The sequence below is a fragment of the Pseudomonas beijingensis genome, from assembly GCF_030687295.1.
Taxonomy (GTDB): domain Bacteria; phylum Pseudomonadota; class Gammaproteobacteria; order Pseudomonadales; family Pseudomonadaceae; genus Aquipseudomonas; species Aquipseudomonas beijingensis.
Window position 1 is genome coordinate 1072896 of the sequence record NZ_CP117425.1, and the last position, 13083, is coordinate 1085978.

The 13083-nt window shown below is 59.6% G+C and carries 15 protein-coding genes; 9 read left to right on the forward strand and 6 right to left on the reverse strand.

Going from position 1 to position 13083, the window contains the following annotated elements; all coding sequences use genetic code 11:
* Positions 1-43 precede the first annotated feature (43 nt).
* Both PSH84_RS05080 and PSH84_RS05085 read right to left on the reverse strand, forming a co-directional pair.
* Positions 44-1102, reverse strand: a complete 1059-nt coding sequence (locus PSH84_RS05080; protein ID WP_305483158.1) for an alpha/beta hydrolase family protein — start codon at positions 1100-1102, stop codon at positions 44-46.
* 100 nt (positions 1103-1202) lie between these two features.
* Complete coding sequence (locus PSH84_RS05085; protein ID WP_305467801.1) at positions 1203-1880, reverse strand: phytanoyl-CoA dioxygenase family protein; 678 nt, start codon at positions 1878-1880, stop codon at positions 1203-1205.
* Between the two features lie 151 nt (positions 1881-2031).
* Here PSH84_RS05085 and PSH84_RS05090 point away from each other — a divergent pair, with 151 nt between their 5' ends.
* A complete protein-coding gene (locus PSH84_RS05090) occupies positions 2032-2655 on the forward strand; it encodes a hypothetical protein (protein WP_122568681.1) in 624 nt (207 codons plus the stop codon).
* A 291-nt stretch (positions 2656-2946) separates the two neighbouring features.
* On the opposite strand, the gene PSH84_RS05095 is transcribed toward PSH84_RS05090, so the two are convergent.
* The 3 genes from PSH84_RS05095 to PSH84_RS05105 form a co-directional block, all read right to left on the reverse strand.
* Complete coding sequence (locus PSH84_RS05095; protein ID WP_305482365.1) at positions 2947-3687, reverse strand: Fic/DOC family protein; 741 nt, start codon at positions 3685-3687, stop codon at positions 2947-2949.
* Positions 3684-3944 (reverse strand): hypothetical protein, encoded by a 261-nt coding sequence (locus PSH84_RS05100; RefSeq protein WP_122568683.1) that lies wholly within the window; start codon positions 3942-3944, stop codon positions 3684-3686. The genes PSH84_RS05095 and PSH84_RS05100 overlap by 4 nt, the downstream gene beginning before the upstream one ends.
* Positions 3945-4215: 271 nt before the next feature.
* Entirely contained in the window at positions 4216-4494 is a 279-nt protein-coding gene (locus PSH84_RS05105) for a short-chain dehydrogenase (protein ID WP_212801254.1), read from the reverse strand.
* A gap of 552 nt (positions 4495-5046) precedes the next feature.
* Here PSH84_RS05105 and PSH84_RS05110 point away from each other — a divergent pair.
* The 7 genes from PSH84_RS05110 (at position 5047) to PSH84_RS05140 (ending at position 11088) form a co-directional block, all read left to right on the forward strand.
* Positions 5047-7236, forward strand: a complete 2190-nt coding sequence (locus PSH84_RS05110; RefSeq protein ID WP_305482366.1) for a GAF domain-containing hybrid sensor histidine kinase/response regulator — start codon at positions 5047-5049, stop codon at positions 7234-7236.
* Between the two features lie 90 nt (positions 7237-7326).
* On the forward strand, positions 7327-7578 hold the full coding sequence (locus tag PSH84_RS05115; protein ID WP_305467798.1) for a hypothetical protein: 252 nt from the start codon (positions 7327-7329) through the stop codon (positions 7576-7578).
* Between the two features lie 381 nt (positions 7579-7959).
* On the forward strand, positions 7960-8376 hold the full coding sequence (locus tag PSH84_RS05120; protein ID WP_305482367.1) for a glycine zipper domain-containing protein: 417 nt from the start codon (positions 7960-7962) through the stop codon (positions 8374-8376).
* Between the two features lie 851 nt (positions 8377-9227).
* Positions 9228-9377, forward strand: coding sequence for a hypothetical protein (locus tag PSH84_RS05125; RefSeq protein WP_305482368.1), 150 nt, complete (start codon positions 9228-9230; stop codon positions 9375-9377).
* Between the two features lie 94 nt (positions 9378-9471).
* Entirely contained in the window at positions 9472-9675 is a 204-nt protein-coding gene (locus tag PSH84_RS05130) for a hypothetical protein (RefSeq protein ID WP_060741340.1), read from the forward strand.
* An 88-nt stretch (positions 9676-9763) separates the two neighbouring features.
* The gene (locus tag PSH84_RS05135) at positions 9764-10138 is read left to right on the forward strand and encodes a hypothetical protein (RefSeq protein WP_122568717.1); all 375 of its coding nucleotides are present in this window, start codon (positions 9764-9766) and stop codon (positions 10136-10138) included.
* A 254-nt stretch (positions 10139-10392) separates the two neighbouring features.
* The gene (locus PSH84_RS05140) at positions 10393-11088 is read left to right on the forward strand and encodes an HAD-IA family hydrolase (RefSeq protein WP_060741342.1); all 696 of its coding nucleotides are present in this window, start codon (positions 10393-10395) and stop codon (positions 11086-11088) included.
* A 62-nt stretch (positions 11089-11150) separates the two neighbouring features.
* Here PSH84_RS05140 and PSH84_RS05145 read toward each other — a convergent pair whose 3' ends face one another.
* Positions 11151-11897: a 3-oxoacyl-ACP reductase family protein gene (locus tag PSH84_RS05145; protein WP_305482369.1), complete on the reverse strand. Its 747-nt coding sequence runs from the start codon at positions 11895-11897 to the stop codon at positions 11151-11153.
* Between the two features lie 125 nt (positions 11898-12022).
* On the opposite strand from PSH84_RS05145, the gene PSH84_RS05150 reads away from it, so the two are divergent.
* Positions 12023-12946, forward strand: coding sequence for a LysR family transcriptional regulator (locus tag PSH84_RS05150; protein ID WP_305482370.1), 924 nt, complete (start codon positions 12023-12025; stop codon positions 12944-12946).
* The last annotated feature ends 137 nt before the right edge of the window (positions 12947-13083 follow it).

Sequence of the window (13083 nt, forward strand, 5' to 3'; positions counted from 1 at the left end):
CCTCGACTCATTGAATATCCTGGTAATACTGGGCGTTTGATCGTCATCTAGCCTCCTTATCAATCGCTCCAGGTGATTGCGCAAGAAACTCTGCGATCAATGATGCAACCTGCTGCTGAATCACCCTCCGAGCACGCCCGCCATCGCCATCCCGGCAAATGATCCCATCCCCCGGCACGTCCTCTTCAAGCATTTCCTCCGCACCGGGCTTACACATCGACATGAAGCTGAAATGGCTCGCGTCCTTGATCTCAACGTAACGGCTTGACGCCGGGGGCAGTCGCTTGGCCAGGTTGGCAGACTCCAACTCAGCCGGAAGTTCTTGCGACGGTACACCGGCAGCGATCACCAGAGCGGGGACAGGCAGCGCGGCCAAGCTTTCATCCGTCAGGCCCCGGGAAAGGCCCAGGTCCAATGTCACCACCGCAGTCACGCGTTTGTCGCGCCAGTCGGCGGCCAGCTCGGCTTTTGCTTCAGCGGTGCTGGCGGGGTTCATCTGCTGGTAAACGGTGCAACTGGCTAACTGCGTATGGGTTTTGCAGTCTTGGGCGAAGCGCTCGGGGTCGAAGCGGGCGCCGGCGATCTCCAGGGCAGTCCAGCCGCCGAGTGAATGGCCCACGGCTGCAATTCGATCATTGGCGACTTGGCCAAATTTTTCCGGTTGAGTCGTGACCGCATCGATGGCTCGACGCAGGTCAACCGGCCGTTGCCATAACTGCGCCGCTGCTTGCGGGCTACGGTCATGGGTGGTGCTGCCGGGGTGGTTGAGGGCGGCGACGATGTAACCTTTCTGGGCCAAGGAACTGGCGAGCCAAATCTGATTACTCCAGTTGCCCCTGTAGCCGTGGGAGAGCACCACCAGTGGATGTTCGCCGGCAGTGGGGGGCGCATTGCGCACGGCAGAGGCACCGACAAATACCGCGTTATCGGCGATCAGTTGCGGGGTTGCGGTCGTTGCGCTGGGGTACCAAACAACCATCTCCAGTGCCCGACCATTGTTTGGATCCGGGAGGGTGGAGGATTGGAAGCCGACGGGGTTTTCGTCAGCCAATGCGGTAGTCGTCAGGCAGGCCAACAACAGGGCGCCGAAAGCTGTTTTCAATGTCGTTTCTTCCTTGATTGGACGAATAGGGTTCTCTAAAAGCACGGGCATTAAAGCTCAGATTCGAAGCGCTGCGCATCACTTTCATCGAGCAAAAATCCTAGCCCCCGAAAACAAAGTCCGCGGGGGCGAATCGGTCGCGGGTGTCCATGCGAATATTGCGTAGTGCCACGGTCTCCAGGTGTGACGGGTAGAGCGACTCCGAGAAATAGCTGATCAGGATGGAGCGACGGCGTGCGCCGATCACGTTCAGGCTGCCCGCGTGCACCAGATCGACATCGAACACCAGGATGTCGCCGGCGCCGCCTGACAGCTGTACAGCGCGGGACTCGTCATTGAAGTCGAAGGGTGGGGCGCCCAGCTCGGAGCGATGGCTGCCGGGGACGATCCGTGTCGCACCGTTTTCGGGGCCGTAATCGTCGAAGAAAGCCAGGGCGATGGCGATGTCGCCTGGCCGTTGAGCTGACAAGTCACGGTGCAGTTGTTGCTGGCCGCTACCGGCAAGGGGTTCGCGACCTTCGACTTGGGAGAGAAAGAACCGGTCGCCGATCAACTCACCTGCCACCGCCAGTAGCTGGGGGAGACGACATACCGCCTGAATCTTCGAATCATCGTCCAGCATCGAATAGCGCCAGTCCATGCCGCGAGGCACTGGCCATTGATCCGACGGTCGCACACCTGAATCGAATACGGCACGAAGGTCAGCCAGCCACTCGGTCGGGATCGCTTGACGGAGCAAGGTGTAGCCATCTCGATGGAGTTGTTCGCGGTCAGCCATGGTGGCCTCGACTTCCTTGTGGGGACGTTTGCAAGGCTAGTATTCAAACCAACGTAGAACCACCCGAGACTGGAAATTGGCGGCGACCAGAGACAAACCCGGAAGGTTTGCAGTTATCATCCAGCCACCATCCAAGAAAAGGACTTCACCGATGAAGCATTTGTTTGCCTGCGCTCTTCTGACATTGGCCGTTGTTGGCTACGCCAAGGCCGATCAAAGCACCTTTGAAGAAACGAACCAGTGTTCGGAAGACATCGATTGCCAAGGGGATTTCATCTGCAAAAACGGCCTATGCGATAGCCCTCAACTCCAGCGAAGCCCTGTTGCAAAACCCGCCGCCACGATTCAAGCCGCGCCTCCCGCGCCCCCGGGTGTCGCCTATCAACCGTTGCCCGTCAACACCGAGCGTGCAGGGCCTTTCACGACCCAGACCGAGGCGATGGGGACCGCGCTGAATTATCAGTCGCGGGCGGGCGTGATGAACGTCATGGAATCCATTGTTGAGCAGGCCGAGTACACCGGTTATGTGACGATTGAAAAGGCTTATACGTTTGGCCCGAGCAAGTATGTGCTGGTTGTTTCCACCGGAGAGGGGGGGAATGCGTGCCCTGCTTCGACCTATGTATTCAGTTTCGACACCCAGGCCGAGCGCGTTGATGGGAAGCGTGAGGTGCAGGGATGTTCTGAATTGGTCGAGGCCATGGCGCAGGGGAATAAGCTCGTGGTCAAGAAGGAGGGGAGTGCGATGGTTGTTTATAACGGGGTTGTTGAGTAGTTCAGGTAGACGATGCACTCGTGGCGAGGGAGCTTGCTCCCGCTTGAGTGCTCTACGAATTCACGCGGCTCGCGTAAAACTTGCTCCAAAATTGTGGATATCGAGCCGCTTTTCTGGCGTAGAAAGGGACCGATGAGTAAGCCTCTTTTAAACTTGCGAGCCTTGCGCCCGCCTTTCGGCTTCTTGGATACTCAAGGCTCCACTTTGCCAGATTGCCATCCAGAAGCTGTCCGCTTGCAATGTTGTGGAAGGTTTTACCTCAAGCATTTTGTACTTCCGGCACGTAGAAGGTTAAGGGTCGAGGGGCTTTACCCTGTGTGTCTTATAAATTTGCTGGACTTCTGGGTTGTCCAGGCTCTCGTACGTGATGTCTTCTTTGTCCAGGCCATCTAGGCCTCGGATGCCACTGATGGTTTCCGGCCACTCGTCGCGGCTGGATATGGCTACTCTGAATGGTTTCAGGTAGTTGTCGAGATGCCCTTGGCCAGGCTCGCGGATCTCATCGCTGAGTGCTCGTAGGTAATCGTCTTTGTTCGTTTTTGACCAATCGATAGCAAATTTGGCTCGATAGCAGAGCTCCATGAAGACTAATAGAATCGTACGTCCATTGCCGTCAAGAAAGGGGTGCGCGAAAGCCAGTTGACCCATCACCTCGCCAGGATGCTCTTTGAAGTGTTTCTTATCGGCTGCCAGTTTAAGTGCATAGTCGACAGACCTCTTAATGAGTTCCGGGCGCTCGAAAGCCGTACTGCGGGGATCGTTATGGGAACCTTTGAAGACGGCTAGGTGAGGTACGAGCTCGTTTCGATCTTTCCCTGCCCAAGGATAAAAGCCCGAAAATAAAATTTTGTGAACTTCGAGCACTGTCTGGAAGGTAATGGGTCTCCTTTTCGCCAGACAAGCAAGAGCATCTTCGATACTTGCCTCGAAGGAAAGATGCTCAGATTCTTTTACTTCTATAGGATCTTTAAGTCGCAATGAGTTTTGAAGATACCCGGCGGTTCCGAAATCACCGAACGGATCAAAACTCATGCGCTACGTTTCTTGGCGCGTCTTTTCTCCTGAAGGTACTCGCCTTGCAGCGTCAGGATCTGCGACTTACTCAGAACACCTTTTCTCTTGAGATTGACAAGCAACTGTTCGATGCCATCCAGCTCGACGACATCCCCAGCCAGACGAGTGATGGTCGCAGCCATGCGACTCATACCGTCAAGTTCAGCAGTGACATTGTGGGCTTTAGCAAGCTTTCGGACCTGAGTCGCGACGCTAGCAGTAGCTGTTTGGGTCATTGGAAAGTCCTCTACTCACGGCCAAACCATAGCATGGGGCTGTTTTTCTGTCTCCACGGGCTATGGGTAAAGCATCTCCGTGGTGTGCTGTATAGATCAATGGCTTGTTTCAAAAATGTCGTGGTGCGGTCGTAATTCTGTGTGCTTAAGAAAACGATGAGTCAGTGGCGAGGGAGCTTGCTCCCGTTTGAGTGCGCAGCGCTCACAAAAGGGGCCGCTGCGCAGCCCAGCGGGAGCAAGCTCCCTCGCCACGGGTTGTCGGTTGGCAGGCTTATAGAGTGGAACCTGCCGGTGCCGCATCCAATCGTCGTGCAATCACATCCATCACGTCGCACCCGTCACGCAGCGGGATGCAGCAAAGTTGTGCCAAATCTTGCAAAGTCGCGGGGTCGATGGTCAGTTCATCGCGCATTGCCAAGTTTTCCAGGAACTGGGTGGCGGCACGGATTCGGTAGGCGGCTGAGTCGAGCAGGATGTGTAGCGGGGCGGCGGTATCGACGTAGAGGGGTTGGTCGTCGGCGTTGCTGGTAAGGCCCATGTATTGATTCATAAGTAAGCTCCACTGGAAAAGTTTCACCACCTAATCGTCGCCAAACGAAGGTGGCAACTGTACGCAGGTTGGCGAACCGGAGTGGAAGCCGGCAGACCCGAAGGTCTCCCGCGTACAGCTGCCATAACGACAACTCTACAGATGCAAGAACGCCTGCAACAACGCAAGCGCTTTGCATCCCACTGCGGGTCGCCAAACCCGGCCGCCATCTGGGCGACCGCAAGACTATAGACGTCACGGCAAAAAATACGCAAGGGATTGATAGAGAAGGGGATTCCCAATCATATGTAGGACGTTGCCATAGTGGTAAGCATCCGAGCTGTACGTCTTACAACTTTGCAGATCCCTCACCTACATCAGGTCCATTCCCAACGATATGTAGGATATTTCTGTAGCCCAACCTCCCATTTCCGCCCTTAACCCCCCATTTGTCCCCCGACGCATCCCACAATCCAATCGCGCATTCCCACCCGGCACGGGATAATACGGCCCTGCTTGGGGTCACAAGCTTTTCCCCTCGTTGGTATTGGCGTCTCAGAAGGATCGAACGCGATGACAGATTGGCTCCAGAGCTATGGAGAAATGGCCGAACGGCTTCGCCGTCATCCGTGGGAGGACACGCCGCTCGGGCCGCCTGCGCAGTGGCCCGATGTGTTGAAGACCACCGTGGCGCTGAGCCTGGCCTCGCATTTTCCCCAGGCCATCATATGGGGCCCGGACCTGATCACCTTGTACAACGATGCGTTCCTGCCGATCCTCGGCAGCAAGCCCGAGGCGCTGGGGCGGCGGTTCGATGAGGTGTGGCAAGAAGCCTGGAGCGATATCGGGCCCATCGTGCAGGGCGCCTTCGATGGGCAAGCCACTTATATAGAGAACTTTCCCCTGGTCATCGAGCGCGGCGGCGGTCCTGAGCAGGCTTATTTCACGTTCTGCTACAGCCCCATCCGCGACCAGTTCGGCACGGTGGTGGGCATGTTGGACACGGTCACCGAGACCACTTCGACGGTGTTCATGACCCAGCGCCTGGCCGTGCTGGATGCCATCGGCAATGCCGTGGCGAACGCCACCGATCCGCAGAGCATCATGGCGACCACCACGCGGATTCTGGCGGCGCATCTGAACCTGTCCAATTGTGCCTACGCGGACATGGATGAGGACGAGGACGGTTTCACCATTCGCGGTGATTGGGCCAGGGCCGGTTCGCCCCATATTCTCGGGCATTATCGGCTGGCTGATTTCGGTCGTCTGGCCGTCACCAATCTGCGAGCCGGCAAACCGCTGGTGATCAACGATAACCTCAAGGAGCTGGCGCCGGAGGAAGCGGCGACGTTCCAGGCCATTGGCATCGCGGCCACCATCTGCGTGCCGTTGATCAAGGGCGGGCGATTGACCGCGCTGATGGCGATCCACGATAAAACACCGCGGGTCTGGTCATCCAACGACCTGGCGCTGCTGATGGAAGTCACGGAGCGGTCCTGGGCTCACATCGAGCGCGCCCGTGCCGATGCTGCCGTGCGCGAAGGCCTGGCGGCCCTGGCCGAATTGAATGCGACGCTGGAAGAGCGGGTCGAGGAACGCACTACGCGCTTGAAACAGACCGAAGCGGCACTGCGCCAGTCGCAAAAACTCGAAGCCATCGGCCAGCTCACCGGTGGCGTGGCTCATGACTTCAATAACCTGCTGACGATTATCCGTTCTTCGGTGGACTTCCTGCGCATGCCCAACTTGTCCGAAGAGCGCCGGCAACGCTACATGACGGCGGTGTCCGAAACCGTGGATCGCGCCTCCAAGTTGACCAGCCAGTTGCTCGCGTTTGCCCGGCGCCAGCCGTTGAAGCCCGAGGTTATCGATGTGGGCAAACAAGTGCAGAGCCTGGGGGACATGCTGCAAACCGTTACCGGGGCACGGATCCAGGTCAACGTCGAGTTGTGCGATCGACCCTGTTACATCCGCGCGGATCTGAGCCAGTTCGAGACAGCGCTGATCAACATGGCCCTCAACGCCCGGGATGCGATGAATGGTCAGGGCACGCTGTGGCTTCGGGTCAGTTGCGGCGGTGGCATGCCGCCGATCCGTGGTCATGCCGGGGCCGGGCAATCCTTTGCCGCCATAGCCTTGGCTGACACCGGTACCGGTATTGACCCGCAAGTGCTTGAGCACATCTTCGAACCCTTCTTCACTACCAAGGAAGTGGGCAAGGGCACGGGGCTGGGCTTGTCCCAGGTGTTCGGCTTTGCCAAGCAGTCCGGTGGCAACGTCGATGTTTCGACCGTGGTGGGCGAGGGAACGGTGTTCACGTTGTACCTCCCGGAAGTGGCGCCCGAGAAAAACCACGAGCCGGTCAGGGAAGAGGTCACGCACCTGGTGCTGGAAAAGGGCAAGCGCCGGGTGTTGATCGTGGAAGACAACCTGGAGGTGGGGCGTTTTGCCAACCAGATCCTCCAGGACCTGGGCTACGAAACGGCCTGGGCGACCAACGCCGAAGAAGCGCTGGAAATGGTCGGGCCGGACGCGATGGCCTTCGACGCGGTATTTTCTGACGTGGTGATGCCAGGCATCAGCGGTATCGCCCTGGCCCGGGAACTGCACCAGCGTCGCCCGGATCTACCGGTGGTGCTCACTTCCGGCTACAGCGAAGAGCTGGCCCACAGGGGGCATGAGGGCTTTGAGTTCTTGTCCAAACCCTATTCAGCCGATCAGGTTTCCCGGGTTTTGAACCGGACGATGCTGGGCACTGAATGAGTGTTTCCTTTTTGAAACAGTGAGTTCCATTCGTCGGCGAAGGGTGTTGTGGAATCAACAGTCTGTTGATGACCAACTAGTCTCATTGTCGTGAAGGTCGATATTGTCAGGCAACCGTTTGTTGTCGGTATGGACCTCAATGAAAGGGGAAAGGCAATGGGAACACCATACAGCGAGGAGCACGGAGCCGCTTATCCGATCAATGAAGGGTTGCAATGTGGCCAGTCGACCTACCATGCAGACTTTGGCGACGAGCCGATCAAGTCCATCAGGACGAAGGTGGCCAAAGTGCAGCGAGGGGAGAAGGCCAAGTTTTTACCCAGGGTTCCGGTCAAGAAGTGACGGGAATCGTGGTAGGGGAGCTTGCTCCCACCGGGCTGCATGGCAGCCCTTTTTTATGGGCGCTTGGCGTTGGTGCGCCAGCCCGGTCAAGCGGGAGCAAGCTCCCTTGCCACGGGGAATATTTCGGTTTCTAGATAAATATTTTTCATCTTTTCTCAACTGGCGGTTTCTTTCACGTTTCTTTCACAAGCAGGTACGTACTCTCAGCTCATCCGTTAGAAAGCAGTACCTGCCCGTTTCCCCAGCGGGCTTTTTTTTGCCTGTCATAAAATAATCCGCCGTTTCGTTGTCCAACCGTCATGGCTGACGCTGTTTGGCGTACACTCGCGCCCGCGCGCACTGGCCATTTCTCCCCGATGCGGCATTCTTGAGGTTTCTATCATGCGTTTGACTTTGTCCACCTTGGTACTGGGGTTGGTAGTTGCCCAGGGCGCGATGGCTGCCGGCGACGGTACCGCTGCAGTCGGCGGCGGTCTGGGCGGTGTGTTGGGCAACGTGGTCGGCCAGCAAATGGGCGGCAGCACAGGCGCCGCGATCGGCGCGGGCGTCGGCGGCGCAGCCGGCAGCGCCGTGGGCGCGCGCAAGGGCAGCCGCACCGAAGCCGCCATCGGCGGTGGCCTGGGTTCGGCCGGTGGCTCGATCGTCGGTAACCGTCTGGGCGGCTCCACCGGCTCCACCATCGGTGCTGGCGTCGGCGGCGCAGCGGGCGGCGCGTTGGGCAGCAACCTGTCCAATGACAACCACGGTCACTCCGGTGGTAAGAAGCACAAGCATAAGCCCAAGAGAAATCATCGTTAAGCGGATGCTTGGATGAATGGACTCGGCCTTGTGCCGTAATGCTGTTCACTTAGAAAAAACGGCGCTTCTTTCAGAAATGGGAAGCGCCGTTTTTTTGCTTTTTTTATTGACGGAGCGTCGAGCTCAAGAGCCCAAAGCAAGAGCAGCAGACAGCTCCAGCCGCTGTGCAACAGCACCACCGCCATCGCGAGCAAGCTCGCTCCCACACAGTTTTTTGATCGTTTATAAGATCAGTGTCCACCGACGATCCCTGTGGGAGCCGAGCTTGCTCGCGATGGCGGTGGGTCAGCTTGCATCAGTATTGGATGTGCCGCCGTCTTCGCGAGCAAGCCCGCTCCCACAATCGGATCGGGGGTATAACCGGAGAGCCAGGTCGGCTGTCAGGCCGCCTCGCGAGCAAGCTTTGCTCCCACAGGTCCAGCTCAAACAAGTCTGATGGGTGTACACCCCCCCGCAAGAACCAGGTCGGCTATCAGGCCGCCTCGCGGTGGACGTTGATCTCGGCGCCCCGTTAACCACGATGGCCGAACGCAGGCATTGTGGAGTGGGCATCCCGGCATGGATGCCGGGATAGCCGCGCTGGGGCCATGGATGGCCCTTCGCGACGGGCCCACGGAGCAATGCCTGCGTTCGGGCACACCGAGCCTAGGCGAGGTGCCAAGTGGTGGGGCAGAAGCGTTTTGGTTACTTTTGCCTGGGCCGGCATTCCGGCTTCTCAAAAGTGACCCGCCGTCAGGGCGGAACCATAAGCAGCCGTTACCCAAAAAACGGATATACACACCAATCCTCAGGAACGATTGCCACCCCCCCACCTCAAATTCATACATCCATCAGCAATCGCGAGGTGCGCCATGACACCGGAAACCGAAGGCAAGGAAGAAAAAGGCCCAACGGGCGTTCCCTTCATCAATGATCCGGGCCTCAACGACCCAGGCAATGAAGACCCCGGTTCCCTGATGGACGACGCCCAGGTGCCTTTGCTCGACGACGAAGAACGCTGAACTTGAGGACGAATCCTACAAGTGAAGTCGCTCAAACGGATCGCCCGCGTTCTTTAAGCTGCAGGACAGGTGCATGCACCTGCCAGGAGATTGTATGACTGCCGATTCCCCCGTTCCCAATGACGAAGAAACCCCGGAATACCCGCTGCCATCGCCCACCAACCCGCTGAGCCGCGACCAGCTCCCACCCGATGACGAAGCGGGCGTCGAGCAGGTGCCCAGCGACGACGAGGATGTCGAAGCGACCCCGGATGATCCGGACATCGCCGGTGACGACGCCTCCGGCACGCCGAGCTGATCGGCAGGCCCGCCTGTCGATCCAGTGGCACCATCGGCCCGCCACGCCTGCCAGACATCAGGTAAGTACCTTGAAAAGGAGACTCACCATGATGAAGTCCAACATGACAGCGCTGACACTCGCCGGGATTCTTTCCGTCAGTTCGTTGGCCGCTTTCGCACAGTCTTCGAGCAGCACGCCGCCTGTGGACAAGGGCGGGATGCCGCCTTCCTCGGAAATGGAAGCCGGCTCCAAGTCCGGTGCCAGCGGTAACGCCTTGCCTCCGGGCTCCGTGGGGGGCGGCAATGGTGGCGATGCCAGCGGCAGCAGCACCAGCCCCGGCACGGGCAGCGGTTCGATGAGTGGCGGCAGCACGATGGGCGGCGCCGACGCAGGCGGTGGGACCAACGGCGGAACCGGTACCAGCGACAGTGGTGGCAGTTCGGGCGGCAGTGGCTCGGGGTCGGGCGGCTCCGGTCAGTAACCTTTCATCCGACACGATCCGCTTTTGTGGCGAGGGAGCTTGCTCCCGCTGGGTTGCGCAGCGACCCCAAGATCCAACGGCCGCTACGCAGCCGAGCGGGAGCAAGCTCCCTCGCCACGGACCCCATTCACCGATTTCCCATTGCCGGTTCCAAGCCCCCTTCGTTATCCTGCTGAATCCTTTAAGGCGAACACGCCGCCCTGGCCGCACCTGAGCCATCCCTGGAATGTTGTGTTGATAACGGATCAGATGCGATGAATGCACCGCTGAAAGAGTTTGGCCCGATCAAGGCTGTGATTTTCGACATGGATGGGCTGTTGCTGGACACCGAGGGGATCTACACCGAGGTCACCTCCATCATCGCCGAGCGCTACGGGCGCACGTTCGACTGGAGCGTCAAGCAGAACATCATCGGGCGCGGGGCCACGGACCTGGCCAATTACGTCGTCCAGGCACTGGAGTTGCCGATCACCCCCCAGGAATTCCTGGTCATCCGCGAGCCCTTGATGCGCGAGCGTTTTCCTCACGCCCTGGGCATGCCCGGCGCCGAGGAACTGGTGCGGCATCTCAAGGCCCATAACATTCCGATTGCCGTGGGGACCAGTTCGTCGAGCCCCACGTTCGCGCTGAAAACCACGTTGCACCGGGACTGGTTCGCGCTGTTCGATTGCATCGTGACGGCGGACGACCCAGAGGTCGGTGCGGCAAAACCGGCGCCGGATATCTTCCTCACCGCCGCCCGGCGCCTGGGTGTCGAGCCGCGCGACTGCCTGGTGTTCGAGGACTCTCCGTTCGGTGTGACGGCCGCGAAAGCCGCCGGCATGACCGCCATTGCCATTCCGGACTCGGCCATGGCGGACGAAAAATATGCCCATGCCGATGGGATCATTCGCTCCTTGAAGATGTTTCAGCCAAGCCTTTGCGGTTTGCCGGAACTGGAGTGGGCCTGATAGGAAAGGGCTGCTGCGCAGCCCAGCGGGAGCAAGCTCCCTCGCCACATGGTTAGCCCGGATCAGGCACCAAAACCACCGTCGATGGTCAGGCTGGCACCGGTGATGTAGCCGGCTTCCGGTCCTGCCAGGTAAGCCACGAAACTAGCGATTTCATCGACGTTGCCGTAGCGCCCGATGGCCATCAGCGACATCAGGCTGGAGGCGAAGTCGCTGTCGGCCGGGTTCATGTCGGTGTCCACCGGGCCGGGCTGCACATTGTTGACGGTGATGCCGCGCGGGCCGAGGTCACGGGCCAGGCCTTTGGTCAGGCCCACCAGCGCGGATTTGCTCATGGCGTACGTGGCACCTCCGACGAAGGGCATGCGGTCGGCGTTGGTGCTGCCGATATTGATGACGCGTCCGCCTTCGGTCATGTGCCGCGCGGCCGCCTGGGTGGCGACGAACACGCTGCGCACGTTGACGGCCAGGGTCTGGTCGAAATCTTCGAGTTTGAATTCATCCAGCGGCCCCATGGCCAGCACGCCGGCGTTATTGACCAGAATGTCCAACCGGCCAAAAGCCTCGACGGTGGCGGCGACGGCGTTACGGACGGCCTCGGCGTCGGCGCTGTCGGCCTTGATTGCCAGGGCCTTGCCGCCGGCGGCGATGATGCTGTTCTGCAATTCTTCGGATTTTGCGCCAGAGCTGACGTAGGTGAAGGCCACGGCGGTGCCTTCTGCGGCAAGGCGTTTGACGATGGCGGCGCCGATGCCGCGAGAACCGCCCTGGATCAAGGCGACTTTGCCGTTCAGTGCTTGGGTACTCATGATGTTCTCCAAAAAGTGCCGGGGCGAGGTGCCGCGGTGATGGAGCGAGTATCAAGAAGACGTCATGGGCTGTGTAGACCGCCATTGCTATAGTCTGTCTAAACCAAAAGTTTAGAGTGAGGCCCATGGAGACCTTTAACAGTATCGAATGCTTTGTGCGCAGCGCCGAAGTCGGCAGCTTTGCCGAGGCGGCGCGACGTTTGAGCGTGACCCCGGCGGCGGTGGGTAAAAGCGTCGCCAAGCTGGAGGCGCGCATGGGGGTACGCCTGTTCCAGCGCAGCACCCGCAGCTTGAGGCTGACCGAAGCCGGCCAGTTGTTCTTGAGGGAGGTCGGCAGCAGCTTCAACACCATCCAGAACGCCGTCGCCAACTTGGCCAGCGCCGGCGGGCAACCGGCGGGGACCCTGAAGGTGAGCATGGGCACGGCGTTCGGCCGATTGTATGTCGTGCCGTTACTGGGGGAGTTCTTGCGGCGCTACCCGGCGATCAACCCGGACTGGCACTTCGATAACCGCCAGGTGGACCTGATCGGCCAGGGCTTCGATGCCGCCATCGGCGGCGGCTTCGAGTTGCCCCAGGGCGTGGTGGCGCGCAAGTTGGCGGTGGCCCATCGGGTGCTGGTTGCCTCAACGGACTATCTGCAAACCCATGCTGCGTTGGTGGAGCCGGAGGATCTGGCGCAGCACCAGGGCATCCTGATTCGTTCGCCACAAACCGGGCGGGTGCGTTCCTGGCAATTGACCAGCCGTACCCAGCAACACAGCCCGCTCATGCTCAAGACGCGCATGACCATGAGCGACTCGGAAGCCGACTGCGCGGCCGCGGCCCAGGGGCTAGGCATCGGCCTGGTGAGCATGCCGGTGGCCGTGCCCTACCTGGAGTCCGGCGCGTTGCAACGGGTGCTGCCGGACTGGTACGTCGACGATGGCAACATCTCCATCTACTACGCCGAACACAAATTGCTGCCGGGCAAGACCCGGGCGTTCGTGGATTTCATCATCGAGCAGTTTGCCGAGCAGGGGCTGGCGCAGCGGTTCAGTGCGGTTTGAGTTGGGCTCTGGACCGAGTGGCCTCAATCGCGAGCAAGCTCGCTCCCACAGGGTTGGTGGTGTTCACAAAACGGCTGATCACCACCCATCAACTGTGGGAGCGAGCTTGCTCGCGATTGAGGGCACCTCGGTCTAAA

Bases quoted from the DNA above. Each gene is read 5' to 3' on its own strand.
- PSH84_RS05090 (WP_122568681.1), top strand. From the start codon at position 2,032: ATGAAGCATTTGTTTGCCTGCGCTCTTCTGACATTGGCCGTTGTTGGC.
- PSH84_RS05085 (WP_305467801.1), bottom strand. From the start codon at position 1,880: ATGGCTGACCGCGAACAACTCCATCGAGATGGCTACACCTTGCTCCGT.
- PSH84_RS05120 (WP_305482367.1), top strand. From the start codon at position 7,960: ATGCGTTTGACTTTGTCCACCTTGGTACTGGGGTTGGTAGTTGCCCAG.
- PSH84_RS05100 (WP_122568683.1), bottom strand. From the start codon at position 3,944: ATGACCCAAACAGCTACTGCTAGCGTCGCGACTCAGGTCCGAAAGCTT.
- PSH84_RS05110 (WP_305482366.1), top strand. From the start codon at position 5,047: ATGACAGATTGGCTCCAGAGCTATGGAGAAATGGCCGAACGGCTTCGC.
- PSH84_RS05145 (WP_305482369.1), bottom strand. From the start codon at position 11,897: ATGAGTACCCAAGCACTGAACGGCAAAGTCGCCTTGATCCAGGGCGGT.
- PSH84_RS05095 (WP_305482365.1), bottom strand. From the start codon at position 3,687: ATGAGTTTTGATCCGTTCGGTGATTTCGGAACCGCCGGGTATCTTCAA.
- PSH84_RS05125 (WP_305482368.1), top strand. From the start codon at position 9,228: ATGACACCGGAAACCGAAGGCAAGGAAGAAAAAGGCCCAACGGGCGTT.
- PSH84_RS05105 (WP_212801254.1), bottom strand. From the start codon at position 4,494: ATGAATCAATACATGGGCCTTACCAGCAACGCCGACGACCAACCCCTC.
- PSH84_RS05130 (WP_060741340.1), top strand. From the start codon at position 9,472: ATGACTGCCGATTCCCCCGTTCCCAATGACGAAGAAACCCCGGAATAC.
- PSH84_RS05135 (WP_122568717.1), top strand. From the start codon at position 9,764: ATGATGAAGTCCAACATGACAGCGCTGACACTCGCCGGGATTCTTTCC.
- PSH84_RS05150 (WP_305482370.1), top strand. From the start codon at position 12,023: ATGGAGACCTTTAACAGTATCGAATGCTTTGTGCGCAGCGCCGAAGTC.
- PSH84_RS05140 (WP_060741342.1), top strand. From the start codon at position 10,393: ATGAATGCACCGCTGAAAGAGTTTGGCCCGATCAAGGCTGTGATTTTC.